The 23,033-nt window shown below is 33.4% G+C and carries 22 protein-coding genes; 10 read left to right on the top strand and 12 right to left on the bottom strand.

Going from position 1 to position 23,033, the window contains the following annotated elements; all coding sequences use genetic code 11:
* The first annotated feature begins 346 nt into the window (after positions 1 to 346).
* From ACQKNI_RS15945 to ACQKNI_RS15925, 5 genes are all read left to right on the top strand, one after another.
* Positions 347 to 847 (top strand): hypothetical protein, encoded by a 501-nt coding sequence (locus tag ACQKNI_RS15945; RefSeq protein WP_098252289.1) that lies wholly within the window; start codon positions 347 to 349, stop codon positions 845 to 847.
* 116 nt (positions 848 to 963) lie between these two features.
* Complete coding sequence (locus tag ACQKNI_RS15940) at positions 964 to 1,308, top strand: hypothetical protein (protein ID WP_098252288.1); 345 nt, start codon at positions 964 to 966, stop codon at positions 1,306 to 1,308.
* Between the two features lie 382 nt (positions 1,309 to 1,690).
* Positions 1,691 to 2,653 carry an AAA family ATPase gene (locus ACQKNI_RS15935; protein ID WP_098252287.1) on the top strand — a complete coding sequence of 321 codons (963 nt, stop codon included), beginning with the start codon at positions 1,691 to 1,693 and terminating at the stop codon, positions 2,651 to 2,653.
* Complete coding sequence (locus ACQKNI_RS15930; RefSeq protein WP_098252286.1) at positions 2,653 to 3,867, top strand: DUF58 domain-containing protein; 1,215 nt, start codon at positions 2,653 to 2,655, stop codon at positions 3,865 to 3,867. The genes ACQKNI_RS15935 and ACQKNI_RS15930 overlap by 1 nt, the downstream gene beginning before the upstream one ends.
* Positions 3,864 to 6,092 carry a transglutaminase TgpA family protein gene (locus tag ACQKNI_RS15925; RefSeq protein WP_098252285.1) on the top strand — a complete coding sequence of 743 codons (2,229 nt, stop codon included), beginning with the start codon at positions 3,864 to 3,866 and terminating at the stop codon, positions 6,090 to 6,092. Before ACQKNI_RS15930 ends, ACQKNI_RS15925 begins: the two co-directional genes overlap by 4 nt.
* A gap of 83 nt (positions 6,093 to 6,175) precedes the next feature.
* On the opposite strand, the gene bsaA is transcribed toward ACQKNI_RS15925, so the two are convergent.
* From bsaA to ACQKNI_RS15895, 6 genes are all read right to left on the bottom strand, one after another.
* Positions 6,176 to 6,658, bottom strand: a complete 483-nt coding sequence (gene bsaA, locus ACQKNI_RS15920; RefSeq protein ID WP_088230439.1) for a glutathione peroxidase — start codon at positions 6,656 to 6,658, stop codon at positions 6,176 to 6,178.
* 626 nt (positions 6,659 to 7,284) lie between these two features.
* On the bottom strand, positions 7,285 to 9,111 hold the full coding sequence (locus ACQKNI_RS15915) for an ATP-dependent helicase (protein WP_098356897.1): 1,827 nt from the start codon (positions 9,109 to 9,111) through the stop codon (positions 7,285 to 7,287).
* On the bottom strand, positions 9,092 to 10,870 hold the full coding sequence (locus ACQKNI_RS15910) for an ATP-dependent nuclease (protein ID WP_098356898.1): 1,779 nt from the start codon (positions 10,868 to 10,870) through the stop codon (positions 9,092 to 9,094). Before ACQKNI_RS15910 ends, ACQKNI_RS15915 begins: the two co-directional genes overlap by 20 nt.
* Before the next feature lie 479 nt (positions 10,871 to 11,349).
* The gene (locus ACQKNI_RS15905) at positions 11,350 to 11,772 is read right to left on the bottom strand and encodes a hypothetical protein (RefSeq protein ID WP_176548495.1); all 423 of its coding nucleotides are present in this window, start codon (positions 11,770 to 11,772) and stop codon (positions 11,350 to 11,352) included.
* 322 nt (positions 11,773 to 12,094) lie between these two features.
* On the bottom strand, positions 12,095 to 13,570 hold the full coding sequence (locus ACQKNI_RS15900) for a hypothetical protein (RefSeq protein ID WP_098356899.1): 1,476 nt from the start codon (positions 13,568 to 13,570) through the stop codon (positions 12,095 to 12,097).
* Positions 13,571 to 13,631: 61 nt separating this feature from the next.
* Complete coding sequence (locus ACQKNI_RS15895) at positions 13,632 to 14,273, bottom strand: hypothetical protein (protein WP_098356900.1); 642 nt, start codon at positions 14,271 to 14,273, stop codon at positions 13,632 to 13,634.
* Positions 14,274 to 14,772: 499 nt separating this feature from the next.
* On the opposite strand from ACQKNI_RS15895, the gene ACQKNI_RS15890 reads away from it, so the two are divergent.
* From ACQKNI_RS15890 to ACQKNI_RS15880, 3 genes are all read left to right on the top strand, one after another.
* Entirely contained in the window at positions 14,773 to 14,982 is a 210-nt protein-coding gene (locus tag ACQKNI_RS15890) for a DUF3925 domain-containing protein (protein ID WP_088230440.1), read from the top strand.
* A gap of 96 nt (positions 14,983 to 15,078) precedes the next feature.
* Entirely contained in the window at positions 15,079 to 16,050 is a 972-nt protein-coding gene (locus ACQKNI_RS15885; RefSeq protein WP_427282492.1) for an MBL fold metallo-hydrolase, read from the top strand.
* Positions 16,051 to 16,135: 85 nt separating this feature from the next.
* Positions 16,136 to 16,570, top strand: a complete 435-nt coding sequence (locus tag ACQKNI_RS15880) for a hypothetical protein (RefSeq protein ID WP_141524733.1) — start codon at positions 16,136 to 16,138, stop codon at positions 16,568 to 16,570.
* Between the two features lie 53 nt (positions 16,571 to 16,623).
* Here ACQKNI_RS15880 and ACQKNI_RS15875 read toward each other — a convergent pair whose 3' ends face one another.
* The gene (locus ACQKNI_RS15875; protein ID WP_088230443.1) at positions 16,624 to 17,304 is read right to left on the bottom strand and encodes a DUF3600 domain-containing protein; all 681 of its coding nucleotides are present in this window, start codon (positions 17,302 to 17,304) and stop codon (positions 16,624 to 16,626) included.
* Positions 17,301 to 17,879: a sigma-70 family RNA polymerase sigma factor gene (locus ACQKNI_RS15870; RefSeq protein WP_098252283.1), complete on the bottom strand. Its 579-nt coding sequence runs from the start codon at positions 17,877 to 17,879 to the stop codon at positions 17,301 to 17,303. Before ACQKNI_RS15870 ends, ACQKNI_RS15875 begins: the two co-directional genes overlap by 4 nt.
* A 208-nt stretch (positions 17,880 to 18,087) precedes the next feature.
* On the opposite strand from ACQKNI_RS15870, the gene ACQKNI_RS15865 reads away from it, so the two are divergent.
* A complete protein-coding gene (locus tag ACQKNI_RS15865; protein WP_048656744.1) occupies positions 18,088 to 19,074 on the top strand; it encodes a quinone oxidoreductase family protein in 987 nt (328 codons plus the stop codon).
* Between the two features lie 29 nt (positions 19,075 to 19,103).
* A complete protein-coding gene (locus ACQKNI_RS15860; protein WP_048656743.1) occupies positions 19,104 to 19,742 on the top strand; it encodes a zinc dependent phospholipase C family protein in 639 nt (212 codons plus the stop codon).
* Positions 19,743 to 19,787: 45 nt separating this feature from the next.
* Here the strand turns inward: ACQKNI_RS15860 and ACQKNI_RS15855 are convergent, their stop codons facing one another.
* The 4 genes from ACQKNI_RS15855 to ACQKNI_RS15840 all read right to left on the bottom strand — a co-directional run bounded on the left by ACQKNI_RS15855 (position 19,788) and on the right by ACQKNI_RS15840 (position 22,970).
* Positions 19,788 to 20,171 (bottom strand): VOC family protein, encoded by a 384-nt coding sequence (locus ACQKNI_RS15855; protein ID WP_000581467.1) that lies wholly within the window; start codon positions 20,169 to 20,171, stop codon positions 19,788 to 19,790.
* Positions 20,172 to 20,226: 55 nt separating this feature from the next.
* The gene (locus ACQKNI_RS15850) at positions 20,227 to 21,036 is read right to left on the bottom strand and encodes a sugar phosphate isomerase/epimerase family protein (RefSeq protein WP_071740306.1); all 810 of its coding nucleotides are present in this window, start codon (positions 21,034 to 21,036) and stop codon (positions 20,227 to 20,229) included.
* 217 nt (positions 21,037 to 21,253) lie between these two features.
* A complete protein-coding gene (locus tag ACQKNI_RS15845; protein WP_098252282.1) occupies positions 21,254 to 22,423 on the bottom strand; it encodes a DEAD/DEAH box helicase in 1,170 nt (389 codons plus the stop codon).
* 19 nt (positions 22,424 to 22,442) lie between these two features.
* The gene (locus ACQKNI_RS15840) at positions 22,443 to 22,970 is read right to left on the bottom strand and encodes a hypothetical protein (protein ID WP_141524732.1); all 528 of its coding nucleotides are present in this window, start codon (positions 22,968 to 22,970) and stop codon (positions 22,443 to 22,445) included.
* Positions 22,971 to 23,033 lie beyond the last annotated feature (63 nt).

Here is a 23,033-nt window from a genome sequence, read left to right as displayed (position 1 = left end):
CATTGTGGGGGTTCACATCCTTCACTGACTGTTAAATTCCTTCTTCTCTTCTACCAAAGTTTAAGATGAAATACAGATAACGATGAGCACGCAAAATATTTCTTATATAATAGAGGTATTAATTTAGAATTAGTTGTATTTGATATACCTAATTCGTTAAATGTATTTAAAAATGAAAATGCAATACTTTAAATCAAACTCACTAAACCAAGGGGAACTGTCCTGAGTATAGTTGAACCAAAAAACGCCAGTAAATTCTTATGAGTTGCCAGCACCTTGGATCGAATGAAGAGAAGAATACGCCAAGAATGGCAAGATTATAAGATAATATTAAAAGGAGGCTATTATGATATTAGAACCGCTTTATGCAGAAAACATTATAGTAGGTATCATATATACAAATGAGTTTAGATGGTATGTAACAGATAAAGAACTATGGTTTTTAGATTATGATAAATTAGATCATGCATATAAAAATTTAGGTGTAAGCATTGAAGATAATGAGGAAACGGAAGAAAGAAATGGAATACAAGTATTAAATAATGAAAATGTAGAAGTATTTTTACTAAGGATTAATCAATATAAAACAACTAAAGAGGAATTAAATTATTTACTACTTGAAAATATTAAAAGGAAAAATGCAGGAGAAGATCTATTAGATTTTAGTCCAGTCTTATTAATTAACTTTGATAATAAAATACTATATTCAATGTTTCCAGAACCGGCATCATACGAAAACTATGTACCAAAAGATTGGATTGGTACATATGAAGATTTCACTGAATTCATACCTACATCAAATAAATATTGGATAGATAAGTTTAATAATAATCTACTTTTACTATAATTCAAGTAGGACAAGAGTGATGATAATATAAGAACTTCTTACCTTAATAGAGCTTATGAGATTAATGGAGAAGTAAATAGAGTCCCTAAAGCCAGAAATAAAGGAGTAAAATAGTCATGAAATATCCATATAGTTTTGAAGTACTTAACAGTAGAGATTTAGTTATGAGACTTCCTCAAGAAATTAAACTTGTTGAAACTTTTTTAGGAATTGAAGTTTCAGCCTTTGGAGATTGGATTTTAGAAGAAATACATAGTGTTTTAAACGGAGAAAAAAATTATGTAGTAGTAAATGGCAATATTTGCGGTTTAGAAATTCGGAACGATTCAACTACTGTGTTAGACAATTTAGCCGAAGATGGTAAAGGAGAATATTGTGAGATTGAAACAATGGAATTGGTAGAATTAATTCATATTTGGTTAGATAAACGAAAAGAATATAAGAAAGATAAAGGATTTTAAATAGCTGGTCTCTTAATGAAGTCGACTTTATTTATTACTCATATAAATTTTAATCACAAGGCGTATGATATATGTTTCCAACTTTACGCGTAGGGTTCCCTACGCTATTTATTTTGCTCATCGAAGTCACTCCTTCCTTCCCCTCCTCTATGTTTTACCGACAATACTAGTCTATATCAAAACATATTTCACATAAAACTAGAAATCATTATTTACTGTATTGCCCTTAGTTATGGAAACAATTATACTAGATGTAATCGGAGTAAATAATCTGAATATTCTCAGAATTTAAGATAGGAGTTTGACTACTCGTAAATAGAAGGATGCATTCTATTTTCCACTAAATAGATTAGAAAATGATAATAAAATTAGGAGGATTACGATGCCCCAGTTTGACTCATTACATCCCACTGTAGAAAAAATAATCAACAATATTGAAAAATTAATGGTCGGAAAAAGAAAAGAAACGATTTTAGCTTTGACTGCGCTCTTAGCTGAAGGTCATGTACTATTAGAAGATGTTCCTGGTGTCGGGAAAACGATGCTAGTACGTGCTCTTTCTAAATCAATTGATGCTGATTACAAGCGAATTCAATTCACACCTGATTTACTACCGTCAGATGTAACAGGTGTTTCTATTTATAATCCAAAAGAGCTCCAATTTGAGTTCAAGCCTGGACCAATTATGGGGAATTTTGTACTTGCTGATGAAATTAATCGTACATCTCCAAAGACACAATCCGCCTTACTTGAAAGTATGGAAGAAGGCAATATCACAATAGATGGTACTACAAGACCGCTACCAAAACCGTTCTTTGTAATGGCTACACAAAATCCGGTCGAATATGAGGGAACATACCCTTTACCAGAAGCTCAGCTTGATCGTTTCTTGTTGAAGCTAAAAATGGGATACCCTACACCAGAAGAAGAATTTGAAATTTTAAACCGGATGGAAAAAACAAGTCCACTCTCCCATTTACAAGCTATTACTACAATTGAAGAATTACTTTATTTACAACAAAGCGTACGGGAAGTAAGCATGGACAAAGGGATCAAACATTACATTGTAAAGCTTGTTAATCAGACTCGTTCTTATAGTTCTATACAGCTAGGTGCAAGTCCACGCGGTTCAATTGCTTTAATGAAAGCTTCACAGGCTTATGCATTCATCCATGGCAGAAATTATGTTATTCCAGACGATGTTAAATTTTTAGCTCCTTACGTTTTAGCTCACAGACTCATTCTAAAAATGGAAGCAAAATTTGAAGGAATAACAGGAGAACAAGTTATTGCAAAAATCGTTGCACGAACTGCCGTGCCGAATCAAAGGACGATGAACCCCTGATGAAAAGGCTACTACGAGTACTCTATCACGTTACCAAGTTATTACTAATCCCTTTATTCCTAGTCTTAACATTTGTGTACGCCATGCTTCAAGGAGGGTTTGTAAGTTGGTTTTTGTTTTACAGTACGATTCCTATTGGTCTTTACTCACTGCTACTCCCCTTCTACGCTTTACGGGACGCTGAAGTAAAACGAATAACAAACAAAAACGAGTATGTAGCAGGAGAACCATTTTTAAGCACGATTACAATAAAAAGAAAATTTCCTTTTCCCATACTTTATTTAGTTATAGAAGATGAACTGCCTTCACAATTTACAAGTTGTAGACAAACAAAGACGAATAAGGTAATACTCTTTCCAGGATTGAAACGAAACATTTCGTTTCAGTATGTTATTGATACAATCCCTAGAGGAGAACACACTTTTTCAAGCGTACGTGTCAAAACTGGCGATCTATTCGGTATGATAGAGAAAGAAGTAACTTTTTCAGTTCCAGATATATTTTTAGTCTATCCCCAGTATATAGATATAACGTATCGACAATTGGAAAATCATTTCGAACAAGGAACCCTTTCAGCAAATATAAATTTAGCAAAAGACTCTACAATCTCTGTCGGTGTCAGAGAATATAAACCTGGTGACCGCTTTTCATGGATTGATTGGAAAGCAACTGCACGAACAAACAATATTATGACGAAAGAGTTTGAACAACAGCGCAGCCATAATATCATGATATTCATGGACAGAACTGAGTCCCCCCTATTCGAATCAGTCGTAACGTTTACTGCCTCTATTGTGAGGGCTGCTTTGAAGCAAAATTCACCAGCGTCATTCGTGTCTGTCGGAAAAGAACGAACTATTTTCCCTTTAGACAATGGAGATGCTCAGTTGCAACAAATCTTTTGTCATTTAGCGAAAGTACAAGCAGACAGTGTATTCCCGCTCTCTCAAAGTGTAGAAATAGAATTAAGAAAAATTTATGAACCAGTAACGATTATACTCGTGACAAGCGATCTTTCTCCCGATATTCAAAAGGCGGCTGATTGTGCCGCTACAAAAAATAGAAAATTAATGGTGTTTGTCGTGAAAGAAAAAGCGAACCAACTCTCACATCGAGAACTAAGTATACTAGAAACTCTACAAAAACGAAAAATATTTGTAAAAGCGGTTTATGAAAACCGGTATACAAACGTGTTTTTTGAGGTGAGCAAATGATAACATTACAAACAAAATACCAATGGGATATGAACAGATTCTTCATGCATGTATGTGTATTTCTTCTTTTACTAGAATGGCTAAGACCCCTTATAGGTATTACAAACGTAGGCAGATTAGATGTTTTTGTACTATTTATAGGACTTTGCTTCGCTCTCTCTTTTTTTCAAACAAGGTGGCAGATCCCAATAAAAATCATCACGATTTTATTCATCATTCATTCCTTATATTATAAAAAAGCTTTTATAAATCCATCTTGGCTATCAACATTTTTTTCTGATATGTCTCGAAATTCCTCCCTGTTTTTTCAGGGGAATTTACTAGATATTTCACCAGTTTTTCCAACAGTTTTATTTTTTCTATCATTTTGGTTTTTGAGTTCTTTCACCTCTTTTTGGATGATTCATAAAAAACGTGGGTTGTTATTTCTTGTATTAACTATTATTTATATCGTAACTTTTCATAACTTACATTTATACAATGCAAACTACGCTATCATTCGTACTGTTGTCATCGGCTTTTTTATGCTTAGTCTTCTTCAAATAGAACGAATAAAAGAGATGGAACACTTACAAAATTATGCTAGAGAAATCTCAAAATTACTTAAACCTCTTACACTATTTATTGTATTGTCAGCAACCATCGCATACTTTGCTCCAAAATTTGGTCCTCAATGGCCAAACCCAATGGATTTTTTAAAATTCAACACATCCGAAACAAGTAAAGAAAAAGAAGTTTCTACAGTTGGGTATGGTTTAGATGACTCGCAATTAGGTGGTCCCTTTAAGGCAGATAATACAATTGTTTTTACAGCACAAACGCAAAATAAACAATATTGGAGAGTAGAAACGAAAGATTTTTATACAGGAAAAGGCTGGGAAATTTCTGAAAATCCGAAGAGGGTTTCTTTTAAAAATAAAAACGACGTCGTGAGCTGGTACGAACAAAATACAAAAACAGAGACAACCGAAGCAACAATCACCATGCAAAAAAGTGCCCCTCACCTTACCTATCCAGCAGGATTAGTATCAGTTGAGGCTTCTTCTGATGTATCATACAACGTTGACCCATTTTCAGAAAAAATCTATACGATGCACGGAGACTCTTCTACTACTTTAAGTTCGTATAAAGTAACATATGAGATCCCGGAGTTTCCCATAGAAAACTTGAAAGCTGTAAAAACGAATGAAGGTCATGAAACAAGTTCTTATTTCATGACAAAGTACACACAACTTCCCGAATCGTTACCACAGCGAGTAAAAGACTTGGCTGCCAATCTTACAAATGATAAAGACAACCGGTATGATAAAGTATTAGCTATTGAAAAGTATTTTACAGACAACTCTTTTGTATATGAAACAACGAATGTCTTATTTCCTGCCAAAAACCAAGATTATGTAGATCAATTTCTTTTCGATACGAAAAGCGGCTACTGTAATAATTTTTCGACGTCTATGATTGTACTACTTCGTTCTGCCGGGATTCCCGCCCGCTGGGTAAAAGGATTTACAGAAGGAACTCCCGAGAATACAAGTGCTAGTGCTGAAGGTGAGAATGTTTATAAAATTGCGAACAATAACGCACATTCTTGGGTCGAAGTATATTTCCCGGGATACGGATGGATTCCATTCGAACCAACAAAAGGATTTACCAATCCCTATAATTTCACAAATAATACTCCTGCGCCTACTTTACAAACTAGCGAAGAAACTAATTCTCAAAACGCGCAAATGCAAGAGCGGAACAATGAAGCAAAGCTCAAAAATTTAATAGAAGATACTGAAGAAACCTCTACTAAAAAGATTACACATTCTAAAAATAGGTTTTCTTGGTGGTACGTCTTCCTCTCTACGATACCGATTAGTCTCATGGGATACATTCTCTTCATTACTAGAATGAAATGGATTACTTTTTTTATTATTCATTTCTATAAATACCGAAAAGATGATACTGTTTATCCAAAAGCTTACGGTGCTCTTTTAAAACAGTTTGCGAGAATCGGCATACCACGGGGTGAAAGTCAAACATTCCGAGAATACGCTCTCCACATCGATATACTTTACAACTCGGCCGATATGCAACAACTTACTTTCAGTTATGAGAACGCTATGTATCAAAAGGGCCAGGCCGCAGCCGAATGGAAGAAATCCGTACACTTATGGGAAGTGCTTATGAAAAAAGCAGCTTCTCCGCCTAAATCAAATGACTCCCATTCAGTGATTTAACCTTGCTAATATGAGTTGAAAGAAAACGCCTCAAAGAACTGCATTGTTCTTTGAGGCGTTTTTTAATAAAGTGAAACTCCTAGTTATTCTCCAAGTACCTTTTCAATCTCAACCTCTAAATCCACTGGCTTCGTCTGCGGTGCAAAACGCCCTACTACTTTCCCGTCTTTTCCAATTAAAAACTTCGTAAAGTTCCATTTTACTGCTTTCATACCGAGTAAACCTGGTGCTTGTTCTGTCATGTATGTATACAGAGGATGAGCCTTGTCACCTTTTACATCAATCTTAGCAAACATCGGGAAGTTTACACCGTAGTTTAACTCACAAAAACTAGTAATATCTGCTTCTGTACCTGGTTCTTGTCCTCCGAATTGATTACAAGGGAAACCGAGTATTTCTAATCCTTGGTCTTTATATTTATCATATACTTCTTGTAATCCTTTATATTGCGGTGTAAAACCACACTTGCTAGCTACATTTACAATAAGAAGTGCTTTTCCTTCGTAATCTTTTAACGATTTTTCTTCACCTGTAATTGTTTTAGCTGAAAAATCATAAATTGTCATTGTTCCTGCCCCTCTCTACACTATCATTCTATGTTTATACTATACTACATTCGTGAATATACGGCTCTTATTACGTATTTACACGCTAAAACGATAGCGTTTACATTTTTCATTAAATATAAAGAAACTGGGAATAAAGTATTTTACTGACATCTTGATTTATCAGGCTTTTTCTGTTTAATAAAAATTTGATAATATACTCTTATATATGTTTGATGATCAGAATGTGGTCAAAAGCTATTTTCTCACATAAAAAAGACCCTTTCCACCGAAGTGAAATGAGCCTTGAAACATAGATATACTAACGTTTTGAGAAATACGATTACAGTTTTTAAGCATAGCCAATCCATCTAGAGCCTGTTATATACACATTATTTAAATTTAAAAATGGATGTATTGGTCTGAAATAGGATAAAAATTGATATCATTTGAACCAACTTGAACCAAAATAATAGATGTTAGTTGAATACATTTTGCTATTACTTATGGAAGAGCCGACATAGAAGTGAGGAACGGAACTTTCAGCATCGTATCGATAAGTCATTAGTTGCTGAACCATTCTCTTTTAATTTTTTTAATGACGAATTGTAATATTAAGCGCAACGCCAAAAAGCAAGGTATTCTATTTACAAATTATTATCTACAAACTTTTTAAGTTCTAAGACAAATTTAGATGGCCCATAATTTTGATACCTGTCATAGTAATCATGATACCATCCTGAACATAATAAATGAATTTCATCTTTTGCTCTAGTTAGACCTACGTAAAATAATCTCCTCGACTCATTTATCTTATCTTCACGAGCATTCAACCAAGGTATCCTTCCATGCTCCAAACCAAACATAATGACATACTTAAACTCTAATCCCTTAGAACTATGCAATGTATATAAATTTAAATGACTTTCAGATCCTACTTGGCGAGATAAAGAGGATACTTTAAAGTCTTTTAGTTGTCCATCTTTTGCCGATTCAATTAATTTATCATATTCTTTTACTATATCTGGCTCTCCAGTAAAACAATCTGATAATTCAGAAACAACACTTTTATTAAATTCATCAAGCCAATCACTTAGTTTAAGTTCAACATCTCTGCTTCGAAATAAAAAATTAAATAGATTTAATTTCTTACTTTCTAGTTTTGCTTCTGACATATTTGAATTTTTAAAAAACGAACTGAAAGTACGCTCAATTTCAGAAAATTGGGGACTTCCCTTTAACCATCCTCCAGAACACCACATTGCACAGTTTTCTATCCACACAGTTAGCTGATTTTTATTGTAAGGAGCATTTCCATCCACTCGAATATATTGTAGACCTTCTTTTGCTACTTTCTCAGCAATTCGATCTCCATCATTTTTATCAATGTACAATACTCCAATATCCCCAAGCGTACTGGAAGGATCTAAAGTAAGAATTTTAGGGATTATTTCTTTGCAAATATAATCACATTGCGCATCTATACCATCCCTAATACCATAAAACTTAATACTTCCTTCTTCATCTCTGTTTGAAACAAAATCTCTTTCTTCTAATAACGAAGCAATTGATGCCTTAACAATATTCCCCTTTGATCTGTAATTCTTTTTTAGTCTAATTTTTAATACACCTGATTGTCGAGCAAGGTCATTTAATAAACTAGGTTGAGCTCCTGTAAACCCATATATTGATTGATCAGGATCCCCAACTGCTAGAAGACGAGTGTCATTTTCTATACAGAGAACCCTTATTATTCTATCCAATGATGCACCTAAATCTTGATACTCATCAACTGCAATAACAGGAAACTTAGCTTGAAGTAACCCTTGAATCCATTGATTCTCCTCAATCATCCACAACCCATGCAAAACCATATCATCATAATCAATTAACCCTTGATGTCTTAATGAGTTTTCGTAATTAAGAATCCATTCTGCTATATCGCTGTCGTTAGTTTTCCATTCGGATGATTTCCTATCTATAAACGTTCTTCTATAAACATTAAACGCTGTTGACCAGCTTGAAGTATATCGTTCATTCTGTCCAATAGTTAAGTTGAATGTTCGAAGCATTGTTTCCCTTACTTCCCTTGAAGTAGCAACTTTAATTTCTTTTGGTAAATTAGCGTTCACTAAATGTTTGTATGGTCTAATCACATGATTTAAACAAAAAGAATGTACAGTATCAATAAAAATTGTAGATGATTCAATGATTCCTAAATTGTATAGCTTCTCTTTTAGTTCTCTTGCACATTCTTTATTGTAAGTTAAGCAAGCAACTCCTTGAGGTGCTTCTATATCTTCATTCAAGATTCTTGCTAACTTTAATGTAAGAATTTTAGACTTTCCACTACCTGGACCCGCAAGAACGACACAATTCCCTGTAGAATCATAAACTTTTAGTTGTGCTTCATTATTTGATAAATCTTTAGAAGCTTCTCTATAAAGTAGCTTGTCAAACTTTAGCGATGACATAATCTAAGGCTCCCTTCACATACTCAGGAACAACTGATAAATTTGTAAGATTAGTCGATAATCTCTGAGCAAATCTTCCTTTACCAATACTTTCTATGTCGGAAAGATATCTTTTTTCATCTCCTTTAATACTACTTGCTAACTTCCAGTCTTGTGCTCTACTGATTGCCTTACTATTTGTTGTCAATTCAGTTAAAGTTTCTGTAATTTCATCAGGCATTGTATCAAATAGATCCACCTCTAAAGTATGGCTATTTGTAAAAATACCAAATTCTTTTCCATAGGTAATTAGACCTTCAGTTCCTACCTCGCCATACTCATATCCTTCATCTATAAAATTCAATAATTTTATTAAGCGATTATGAATTTGAGGTAACTTATCTCCTGGATCATAGTCGGTAAGAATTGCAAAAGGAATATCTAATCCTCCACTTCCCAGAAGCTTGATATATGGAAGAAAATTAGTGCCAGATACCGAGCATACAGTGATTCCATGTTTATCAAGATCAATTCCGTGCAATTCTGACAGTGAAGGTAACAGAAATTCTTCAGCGTCTCCTTCAACTAATATTACCCCTTTAGAAAAAAGAATTTCCCCTCTTGTGACATTAATGTAGCGCTCCAAATCTTTCACATCTTTATCATCTAAAGAAACTTTTGCGGTAGAGACTATTTTTGTAGATTTATCTTCTCCATGCGTTTCTTTTAATAAAACGATAGATTTTAATGGAGCAACACTTACAATATGCGGTGAATGAGTTGTTAAAATATTAGAAACACTATGGATTTTATGTTGCTCTTGAGAACCCTCAACTATTATCTTATCGTGATTCAACAAATATTTGTAAAGTAATCTTTGTAAATGAGGATGTAGATGTGCCTCTGGTTCTTCAATAGCTAAAAAAGTATGAGCTCGTTCATTTTCATCTACATATTGCTCTAGAGAGAGAAGCTTCAGCACTAAATAAAGCAAATTGGAAGATCCTAAGCTGGCCTCATTAATTCCTCTATTTCCATCATCAATAAACATCTTTATTGCACGGTAAAGTTTTGAAGCATCAGCAGGAGAAAAACCTAGGCTGGTTTCTATCGAATGTCTATCTCCTACAATATTTTCTAATTGAGTATTTATTCTTTCAGTTAATGATCCAATTTCGTCTAATTCTTTCAAAGAATCTGTTGAACGAGTAATTTCCTCAGCAACGTTCTCTAGTTCTTGCTTATCTGTCGTTTCGATTGCTCTTTCAATTAAAGGCCTTAAAGGAGATTTCCTCCAATTTGATAAATCACTCTCGGTGTCTCTTAACCCCGATAACACCTCAAGCGGTAACCATTTCCTTTGTTCATAACTAAAAATATTTTCTGTTTCTGTTCCATAAACTTTAAAATTATAAATTTTATTTCCGTTTTCATCTACAGGAAAAAATCTATACGTTAAGCCTACAGTTAATGGTGAAGCTTTCACTAAAAAATCAGAAAGGACAGATTTTAATTTATCATCTTGTTCAAACGCAGTGAGTTCAATATCTATTCTTATTTCTTCGTCATTTAATGGTCGAGTTAGACCATCCCAAAAGTCTGAAAGCTGTAATAAACGGCTTGATTCAGATAAAGTTGGATCTAAAACCAGTCTTAGCGCATGCATGAAGTTAGACTTTCCAACTTTATTTTCCCCAACAATAACCATTTGTTTTTCTAATTCTACTTCTGTTTCTTTAAAATTTCTAAAATTTCTTATTTTCACTTTGCTGATATACATAATCCTGGCTCCTCCTACACATTTTTCCAATGTAAAAACTTTCTTTATATTTAGTATATCGAGCATGAAATAATATATCTAGTGAATATATTATTGAGATATCTGTAAGGAAAAGCTGTAAAATCGAATTATCCACTTCTTATCCCTGTTCAAAGGCAATAAAAAAGATCTACAGCGACTAATAAACACATTAATCACAGTAGACTAGTGTTAGTAAATTACTATTAATTTTTGAATTAGTAAGTAAAATCCCCTATTAAAATTAGGATTTTAACAATTTTTATCTTCATATTTGTCATCTTATAAAATTCATTTTTCCCTTTAATTACTCTTTGTTTTCTAGTTTCAATTAATCAGAAAACTCTTTTAGATTCTCAGATAAAAATATTGACATAACAAATAATGAAAAAACATTTTCACCAAATAGTTCTATACTTTCAGGGAGCTTCTTAAAGGTTAAATAATCATAATCATTAAAATTAGTTACTAATTTTGAATCTAAAAGTTTTTTTCACAACCTTATCATTAAGTAATTGTATAAGGTATGGTTTTATAGAAGTCACAATGATGGCCCTTATTTTTTTTAACTGCTTTTCAGATGGCTCTCCTCTCATATTAAACATTTTTAAAATAAAATTATAATCATCATCTCCATTAAATTTATTGTACTTATTAGGTGTGAATGCTCCTTGATCAAAAATATATTTTAATATTTTTCTTGAGAAGTATTCAGAATTTAATGTGATAAATTCATTTGCTTTAATAGCATGAAATAATTTAAACAATTTTTCATTAACTAATGTAAGTTCATTTAAATCTTCTCGATCAAATTTCTTAATACAAGAACTTCCAATAGGAAACAGTTTGTTTTGATTATTAATATTCTTAAATGTTTGATACAATCATTCACATAATTATTTATACAACTTTTTTAATGTTATAAAATTTAGAACTACACATACATCTTGTTAACTTCGCCCCCTTACATCCTCTAGTTTAGGCGGTTCTGGTTATGGGTCTGTCTTCGAAGATTCATCTGGATTTTTATTTTTGAGAATTATACATAGGAAATTTAAAGAAATCATTTCCGTAAAAATGTCTCTATATCACCGTTGTTTTCTACCCACTGTTCTATGAAAATTGATAGGATTTGAACCGATTTGCCCCATTAACAAGATGCTAGTTGAATACAAATAGTTTTGACGTTTTTTTGACCGCTAAATATTAGGCTAAAATGACTTTTTGAGCTAGATCATTTAAAAAACTCTCTTGAGGTCTTTTGGTTCTTTCAAATAATTCTTCTTTCATTTTAGACAAAATAGAAATAAAATCTTTGTCCTGCATTGGTAGTATTAAGTTCTTGTTATCTCTGTAATAGTCAGCACATCTCTGAAAAAGTACTTCCTCGTTACTACAAGTACGGAATACCATAAAACCTACTTTCCCTCGATTTGGAGAAAATCTTCCGTTTAATTGATCCAATTCGGGATTAGCAACATCTTTCGTGTAATTTTTACATTCAACAAAAATGTATGCTGAAGGAATATTCTTAACCGTTTGTAAATTAAAGAAGAACCCTTCTTCTGCAGCATTGTTATAAGATAGGTCTATTCTCTTTCTTCCTTGGTTTATTTCTTTTTCCTTTACAGGATTTGTTAGACTTGGATAAAATAAAAAATTCATACAAGCAATAATGTGATCATGAAATTTGTTTGCCTCAGCTGTCCCTGGATTGATTTCAGAAAAATCCGCAATCAGTCTATCAATAATATCTAAGTAAAATTCATCACTATAATTCTCAAGTATTTCTTCGTTAGACAATGATGACAATTTTCTTTTTGCAGATGCCTTAAATGACTCAAAGAAAGCCGGATGCCGCTTAGTAAACTTTCTCAAATAATCTTTACTATAAGCATTATACTTTTTGGCAACTTCCTCTTTAACTACAGAAGTTTTGATTTTTCCACTTTTTAATTTTCTTCTTTTAACTAAACTGGTATTTCTTCGTAACTCTTCACTTACGAGAAAATTTAATACAAAGTGACGTGCATACTGCTCCGACTCATAATAGTAACCCCTTTTTCTGCACACAATAGACTTAGGTACCAGAAGTATGGGGGTATCATTTATTACTAGCATTTCTTCATAGCTTGCCGTCCATTCCAAATTTTCTGGATCCCAGTACTCCCTTGTTGCGATCCCTTTCTCTAACTTTATACCATATAGCTTACACTGGGTTTTAGTATATTCAATTAGATGTTTTCGGATTACATTTGTACATAAATCAGATATTTTATCATGTGAAATATTATCCACAAATATTTTAATTTCTTTAACACTGGAAATTAAACCATCTTCAAGCGCGTTACTATCCAAAATGTACTGAAATAGTTCTGAAGCATCATCGTCCCCTATACTTTTTCCTTTTACACCTATTTTCGATAACCCTAGGCATGTTTCATATGGCTCCGTAAATCTAAAATTCCTTCGAGCCTCCTCTATATCTCCATTTTTGAATTGCGCTAAAGTATATTGAAAGAAGTTTTCGAGAGTAGCATTTGCCTGTTGAGACCACCTATCTTCTCTAATAGATAGAAAATATGGATCTAGAAAAAGTGGCATATCATTTTCATAATCAATATCTACAAAATCTAATTCATTTTGTTTTCTATTCAGATTAAAGTATTCACTTATCTTCATCTATTACACTCCTAAACTGATAAAATAACATGTTCTAAAAAATTAATATACGAGGATAAAGCTACAGACCATTTATTAAATTTCTTATGTCCGGAGCATCTTTCCTTTTATCTTCAGTTGTCCATGCAACCGTACTGTTTGTTTCCTTTAAACGTTCTATAAAGTCCTCAATTATCTCTACCTCACTGTCCGTATAAAGATAAAGTTTTCGCAAAGTTTTATCTTGTGGTGTGCCGATTGATAAATGCTTTGTTCCAATAAGTATGATTTTATCATTCTCATCAATACCTAATTCACTAATTACACCTTTGTTAGCCCTTATCGTTGTTATTTTCTCTTCCTTAGGTATTGTATTAGGGATTTTATCGTTAAGTTGCTCAAGAAATGATTTGAAATCAAAAGTGGTACCATTCTTTTGTAGACCGAGTTCAGTAATGATATCCTCTTTTTCTTTCTCTTTTATCCAAACTTCAAAATTCCCCTTTAAATGATTTCCATATGTTTTAAGTTTGATAATTTTGTTAATGCGTCTCAAATGTATGTAAAGTTCATCTCTTCTGGCTGAATCCTCTTCAGAAAGAAACATCATAAAAACAAATCTGCCCTTATTAATATTAATCTCAAAAGCGGTCATTTTATCATCTGAATATAGTCCTTCCAAATATACTCCTAGAAGATTAGTAAAATTGAATTTAGTTGCCATTCTAATTATTCACTCCCATAATTTTTTAACCTGTTGTAATTCTATTTGTTCCATCATGGATAAATCCTCTTCAATACCTTTTAACATAATTTTACACCAAACGGCAAGTTAAGTCCAAATTATTCCAGTCTGACTATTTGCGTCGAGGAGATAACTTTTCAACCTATATATAAAGGCAGAGTGAATATATCCCTCTTGCCTCTACTCCTTTAAATGCTTTATCGACTTCTTCTAATCCTTTTCCTGATAACCAATTAATTACGGCATTAAAGTAAATTGAAGATATTGAGAGATTAGCTACCACTCCTCGTTTTTCTTCAACCTTCTATAGTAAGTTTCCTAACATTTCTGGGAAATCTATTATCAATTACTAATCAGTTTGAATTGATGCAAATTCCAGCAAACTACTAGACTTTTATGATGGAAAGTTTTACAATTAAATTGTGAACAAAATGTGACAGTTGATATTCCATTATAAAAGAAAAGGATGGTGTTCGTTATGAAAACTGCACAACATGAAACGATTTCAAATCGAGAGTTTTATTTCGTACTATATATGATGTTATTGTATGTTACTGGTTGGGTAATCGATGTGAATGGTTTATTCTTAAGCTCCTACTTTAATTTAGCAGGAGAGATTATGCTTCCATTAGTTGGCGGGCTTGTTGGACTGTTCGTAATGTCTATCAATAAAGAACAAACGAAATAACAACATTAGAAAAAAGGCAGAAGACGAGGTTCGTTTTCTGCCTTTTTTCTTTTTTAGCGTATAATAGAAACATGCAGTATATAAGGAGTGGTAAATATGAAAAAAGTAGAGCAATTATCTTCTCACCTATATCTTATTGATGATTTCGATTTACAACATAATGAACGAACTGGTACGTACGTTTTATTAGTTGATGATATTACTTTAATTGAAACTTGTGCAGCCCCTTCTCTTCCGTATATTTTAGACGGCTTACAACAATTACATATTGATTTAAACGATGTAAAAAACATTATCGTTACACATGTTCATTTAGATCACGCAGGGGCAGCTGGTTTAATGATGGAAAAGTGCCCAAATGCTACTTTATATGTGCATTCTCGTGGTGCTCGTCATATGATTGATCCAACAAAACTCATTTTAGGTGCAAAAGCTGTGTACAAAGAAGATTTCGATAAACTTTTCGATCCAATTCTTCCTATAGAAGAAGAACGTGTTCATATTGTACAAAATGGTGATACGTTAAAAATTGCAGAAGACCGCACCCTTACGTTTTATGATACGCCAGGACATGCGAAACACCATATTAGCATTCATGATTCATTAACAAACGGTATTTTCACTGGCGATACAATTGGAATTTACTATAGAGAGCTCGCAGACCTTGGTGTAGAGTTATATCTACCGTCAACGTCCCCTTCACAATTTCAGCCAGATGCAATGATTGCTTCTAAAAATCACATTCAAAGTATGAATGTAAACACTATTTATTTCGGCCATTACGGCGCTTCATCCAATGTTACAGAAGTATATAACCAGCTGGAACATTGGTTACCTATTTTCGTTCATACTGGTAAAGAGGTCTTTGAACAGTATAATGACTTCGATGAAGCGACTAAGGCTTTACAAACTGTATTAATGGATAACATCACTTCTCACCTTACAAAATTAAACGTCCCATCCAATCATTCCGTTTATAACATTTTACATCTAGATATAGAAATTAGCGCGATGGGCATTATTGATTATTTCACGAAACAAGAAAACGCAAACTCCACTATTAAATAACAGTAAAAGAAGAGACATACAACCGTAGTTATTGTATATCTCTTCTTTTTTTGAATATATTTTTAGTAAAGGATGGTGGAATGCAATGCAAAAAGTGATGCTATACCTCTGCTTTACATTATTTATCGTCTTACTATTATTTGTCGGGGTGAAAATTCAATTTTATTTAGATACAGATGCGCAAGTAAACTTTAACATTTACCCAAGGCTATTCTACTATACACTCTTTCCTCTTGTAGTCGGCATTTTATTACGTTTCCTTCAATCTATTAATCGCGAAACGAGTAAACAAAGCTGGAGCTTTCAACCGGATAAATTTATTGCGATTACAGTTCCTACAATTTTAATTTCCTTTTCTCCAGCACTACTCTTTTCACCAGTTGGCAAATACCTACCTTATTTAACTAATATTATTCTTGTGAATACAACTTTTGTTACGATAATTAGTTTAATAGCTGGTTATTCACTTTTAGATTGTTTTATACAAAAAGATTCTGCAACTATGAAAAAATATGATTAAATATTCTTGTTTCAATAGAGAAAGCTCAAAGCTAAAGCTATGAGCTTTCCTACTTATCGTACTTTTTCGTCTACATACTCCATAAACTGCTCCGCTTTAATAAATCTTTCTTTGTATTCCTCAGGTACTTCGTCTACTGTTATCCCACCACTTGATTTCGTTTTTACTAATACGGTTTGATATGACATTAATGCTTCCATATATTGTTCATATTCTTCAGGAGTTAATACTTCTTTACTAGATTTATGGCCATTTAATTTATCAAAATATGGCTGAAGCTCCATCTCTATTTTTTTCATTTCTTCTTTTTTAGCTGATGTTAATTGATCGTAATCAATATTACCGTTCGAATCTCCGTACTCAAGCTTAGCATTTGTTAATTTTTTTAGATGTTTGGTAAACTCTTCATATTCCTTTGCACCCATTTCATCTTTCGCTTCTGATAACTTCGCATTAAAACGCATATACGCTTCTAATGTCATCGCTCCAGCATGTTTTTTTAGGTTTTCAAAAGATCCGTATATACCATCTGCCATAATAGATTGATAAGCAAAACCGGTCGTAGGGATTAAAAATGCTGCTGCAAGCACTCCTGCGATAAGACGTTTCTTCACCTTACTTCCCCCGCGCTTCATTTTTATTTGAACGATTACTTTTTCTTTTAACTCCGGCGGGGCTACAATCCCCTTCGCTTCTTCTTGTATAGATTCTCTAACTCTACAATCTAAACTCATTTCACATTCCCTACCTCTCCTAAAAAGATTTCTTCTACTTGCTCTTTTTGACGTAGTTTCTTTAATGCCGCATGAATTCTAGACTTCACTGTACCGATTGGAATATGTAATATTTGTGCTACTTCTTCTTGTGAATAATCGTGTAAGTATCTTAAAATAATAACTTGTTTCAATTTATACGGTAATTTATGAATGAGTTCGATTAGTTTTTGGTTTGATATTTTACTTACAACATCGTTAGAAAAATCAATTTGCACTGGCTTTCTTTGCTCTTCTGCTTTTTTTACAATTCGTAGTCGCATCCACCTCTTTCTTCTATAAGAATGAATTTGTTTAATCGCAAGTCCAATTAACCAAGGGCGAAATGGCTTCTCGCTATCATACTTACGAAGCGATTCGTATAGCTGTATGTATATTTCTTGAACGACATCATCTACATCCGTTTTATCATCTATTAAGAAATGCGCTGTTTTATATACTTCTTGAATCGTTTTATCATACAATTCGCTATACGCTTCTTTATTGCCTGATAAAGTTAATTGAATTAAATGTGCGTAATCTATTTCACCCTTCATATTCCAGCCCTCCTTTGTCTTACACTATATATTGGCAGGTAATTCATATTTCGTTCGATTTTTCCGAAAAAGTTTTTTATATAAATTAATATAATGATCCACTGAGTTCATAAGCTTCACTTATAACCACACATAACTATTATATAATTTTCCAATTTCTGATAAAGATTTAAAATAATTTATATAGTCAAATTTAGGAGGACATATAATGAAAGCTATCGTTGTAACGTCGTTCGGTGGTCCTGAAGTGATGAAATATACAGATTTTGATATACCGGCTATTTCAGAAGATCAAGTTTTAATTCGCGTAGTTGCTACTAGTGTAAATTTCGCTGATATTAAATCACGTTATGGCAAAAAAGGAAATAAAGCACTACCTTTTATTCCAGGTATAGATGCCACTGGTATTGTAGAACGTGTCGGTTCTCATGTGAAAAATATTCACCCTGGACAACGTGTCATTGCTTTTCCTCAAAATGGATCTTACGCAGAATACGTTGTTGCAAATGAAAATCTTACTTTCGTTTTACCCCATGAAGTCGACTTTCAAACTGCAGCCGCTTGTCCGATCGTATCTTTTACAAGCTATAGTTTACTCGCAAATGTTGCAAGGATTCAAAAAGGTGAATCTGTACTCATTCATGCGGCTGCTGGCGGAATTGGCACTACTGCTATTCAACTTGCTAAACTATTAGAGGCTGGAACAGTTATAGGCACTGTCGGAAGTGAAGCAAAAAAAGAAATTGCTTTAGATGCTGGAGCTGATTATGTTATTTGTCATCAAGATGAAGATTTTGTAGAGAAAGTCAATGAACTGACAAATGGTGAAGGGGTTGATGTAATTTTAGACTCTATTTCTGGAACGGTTTCTGAAAGAAGTTTAAACTGCCTTGCTTATTACGGTCGCCTCGTTCATTTCGGTAATGCTAGCGGTGAAATTGGTAACTTTCAAACGAAAGATTTACATGCAAGTTGCCGTTCTATACTCGGTTTTAGCTTTGGAACCACACGAAAAAAGCGTCCTGAACTGCTCCAAGAAACTGCAAATGAAGTTTTCCGTTATTTGCGTGACGGACGTTTACAAATTAAGGCTACGAAATCTTTTCCACTTCAAAATGCAGGGAAAGCACATGAATGGGTCGAAAGTAGAAAAAGTACAGGGAAAGTAATACTAACTGTTCAGTCCTCTTCCTGAAATGAATACTGGAAACAGAGGTGGCATTCATGGGATCACGAATTATGCATGTTATTATCGCTAACGGTATTGCTGAGAAACTATCAATTCACGATAAGACTTCTTTCTTACTTGGAGCTGTAGCCCCTGATGCTGTTCATTCAAAAAAAGAAAAAGGAACCTCACATTTTTATGACGGTACAACGAAGAACTATACGAGAAGAATAGATTATGATTCATTTTTTCATAAATATGAATCACATATAGGTTCCCCATTTATTTTAGGCTACTATACCCACCTCATTGCCGATGATAATTGGCTAAGTGGATTTTTTCTACCTTGGCTAAAAAATAGAATAGAGAATGACGAAACTATCGCACCCCTGTACTATAACGATTTTAAATTGTTAAATGCAAAGTTGCTTCATCATTACGATCAAGAACAACAGCTTTTCTCTCTTCTCAATCAAGAGGCTCACATTGTGGATATTGAGGAGGTTTCTAAAGAAAACGTTTTAGAATTTCGAAAGTATCTTTTTGAAGATATGTTATATCCAAAGCAACATTTGCATGAAGACTTACAAGTATTTACGTTTGACCAAATTGTTGGCTATATTGAGACAGCTATTGAAAAAGGAGTATTTTTTATTAAACAACTCTCTAATGAAAAATCCACTTCAAAAATTTAATCCCCCTCAAATATATTTGAGGGGGATTTTCACATAGCAATATTATTATTGGTTCTTCTCCATAACCGCAAAATAATTCCCTTCGCTATCAGCAAAGTTAAACACTTTACCAGAAGGCATAGTTACCATTTCTCCAACAGTAACATTTTTATTTGTTAAATCTGTATATAGTTGATCAAGATTTTCTGAGAAGAACATTAAAGACGGTGTACCAAGATTCAATTCTGGGCTCATTTTCGAAATAACTTCTTTATTATGTAATATAATGCTCGTTTCCGCACCGCTTTTCGGAGCGATTTCAATCCATCTCATTCCTTGCTTATTATCTTCCTCTGCAACTACATGAAACCCTACCTTCTCCGTCCAAAAATTTACTGCCTCATCTTGATTATTTACATATAACATAATTTGTCCTACTTTATGGATCATTACATTTCCCCCTAATGGTTTTTATATTCTATGTAGCTTTCTACAAATACTATCGTTATTCCTTTTGAGTTGGTATGTACTTCTTTGCAAAATTTATCGACTGACTCATCCCATCCAGTTCATCAAAATAATCATTTCTTTCAATCATGTTATATCCGTCGAATCCAATTTTATCTAATACTTTGAAGAATATATCGAAATCTACTTCACCATTCCCTGCTGCGACTTCTATATACTTAGTTGAACGATCACTTTTCACTTCTTTACAATCTTTAATATGAGTTTGTACTATATAATCTTTTAATAGTAATAAACCTTCTCCCGGATTTTCATTTACATCACTTATTAAATTTGCTGGGTCAAAGTTAACAGCTAGTCCTTTCGAGTTTGCAGTTTCTAAAAATCGTTTTAATACTATTGCTTTTTCAGATCCCGTCTCAATGGCGAAGAATCCTCCAAATCTGAACGCTAAGTCCCCTATTTCATTACAAACACGTAGCATTTTATCATAGTACTCACTATTTTCATCATCAGGGATTTTCCCAATATGGGCTGTTACTACGTTAGCTCCTAACCCTAACCCTTTATCAGTAATATATTTAAAACTCTCTATTACACATTCAGCTTCAGTTCCTATTATTCCATTTTCTCCGAAGCTAATTGCTAATGACGGGACTTGAATCTCATTAAAAGATAAGTTTTCTTTTAAAGTGTTCCATTGTACCTTTGAAATGTTAGCTAAGTTGAAAGTCGGATTCATAGCATATAATTGAATATATTCTAAATCCCATTCCCTTGCTTTTTGTATTCCTTCGTTTACTTCAATATATTTTGTATTCAAAAACATTCCTAATTTCCTATCCATATGTGTACCTTCTTTTTATTATTTCGTGTCAGTTTAATATTCGACTTTTTTATATTATTTCCTCGTATAAACCAAATAAATAAACTACCCTTTTTTCGATACTCCCAGTAGAAGCATATATATGATAGGCACATTAAAAACACTAATACAATTCCCATTATCACTTGTTTACAAACAAAAAAGACGTAACTACAAATAGTTACGCCTTCTCCATCATTTATCTAGGCTTTTTCTTCCCAGTAAATGCTGGTTTCTTTTTCTTTGGTGCTTTCGGTTTCGTTTCTACAAATGATCCTTTGAACATTTCTTGCTTCGTAAATACGATGCCTAGTTTTTTCGCAAATTGCAGTAATTTGCGCTCTTCTTGTGGTGTTACAAGAGATACGACAGTTCCTTCTTTACCCATACGTCCAGTACGTCCTGAGCGGTGAATGTATTGGTCTACTGTGTCTGGTAATTCTAAGTGAATTACATGTGTTAAATCGTCAATATCGATTCCACGTGCTGCAATATCAGTAGCAAGTAGGATTTCTAATTTCCCTCCGCGGAATGCACGCATCGTTGCTTCACGCTCTTGTTTACTTGCTTCTGCATGAAGGGCTGCTGCTTTCATTTTGCGGAATTTCAATTTCTGAGTAATTTCATCTAAACGGAATGGATCGTTTAAGAAAGCAACTGCTTTTACATCACCCATATGCACAATTCTTCTTACATAATCATTTTTTTCGCGTCGCTCACAAATGATATATGTGTGCTCAACTAAGCTTTTTGACTCTTCACGTGTTACACGTGTTAATTGTGGTTCCACTGCTAAATCACGTGCTGCATCTTCTGCTGCTTTTGTCATTGTCGCTGAGAAGAATACTAATTGACGGTCGCGCATCGTTGATTTAATTACATCTTGTACAGCACCCATCATTTTTTGTTTTACAATTTGATCGAACTCATCAAATACAATTGTTTTCACTTCATGCATTTTTAGTTTTTTCATACGAATTAATTCTAAAATACGTCCTGGTGAACCGACAATTACTCTTGGGTGTTTCTTTAATTTTTCAACTTGGCGCTTAATATCTGCACCACCAATTAAAGATGCCCCTGAAATTTCAGTTCCTGCTGTAAACTTTTGAACCTCTTCATGAATTTGCATTACAAGTTCACGTGTTGGCGCTAAAACAACAACTTGTGGCTGTTTTACTTCAGGATTAATTTTATGTAAAAGGGGTAATAAGTACGCCAATGTTTTTCCTGTTCCAGTTGGAGATTCAGCTATAACGTCTTGTCCTTCTAAAATAGTTGGAATCGCTTGTTTTTGAATTTCAGTTAATTCTTTAAAACCAGCCTTCTCCCAAGCTTGTTGTAAAAATGGTTGCATATCTTTTATCATTTGTTTTTCTCCTTTATCTCTATTTTTGAAGAAAATGTTGTATTGTTCGCACCGTTTCTATCATGTGTGAAATAACAGCTATTAAATCATCAACATGGTCTTCTGTAATCGCTTTTTGAAATAGAACCTCTACCTTATTATGATATGAAATCGCTTGCTTATTATATTCGTATGAAAGTTTCTGCATAATCATTCTTTCTTTTCCCCATATAGAATGCATGAAAGTTTCAATTTCTTCGCACACTACCTCTGGCTTTTCTATCGGGAATGAAAATGCTAACTTCATTTCACAACCTGGTGTAAACTGTGGTACTTCTAATATTTCACCAGACAAGTTCTTTGCATCCACAGATAGTGAAAATGTAGCTTCTACTAACGGTTCGAATGGTTCTGTTAATTGAAATGAAATATGATATATACGACTTAATGAAGCAAGGTCCATCATATCCTTTCGATCTGTTACAAGAATGTCTCCGTGTAAATCAAAATCATAAACAGCACCTTCTACGATTACTTTTAAATTGTCAAAAGCAGTTGGATCAAACATAATTTCCTCCAAAAAACAGGCGCCTTTCGATGGAAAGGCGCCACTTGATGTATATATAGTTTA

The sequence above is a fragment of the Bacillus sp. NPDC094064 genome (assembly GCF_050279585.1).
Lineage (GTDB): Bacteria > Bacillota > Bacilli > Bacillales > Bacillaceae_G > Bacillus_A.
This window is presented reverse-complemented; position numbering and strand designations above follow the sequence as displayed.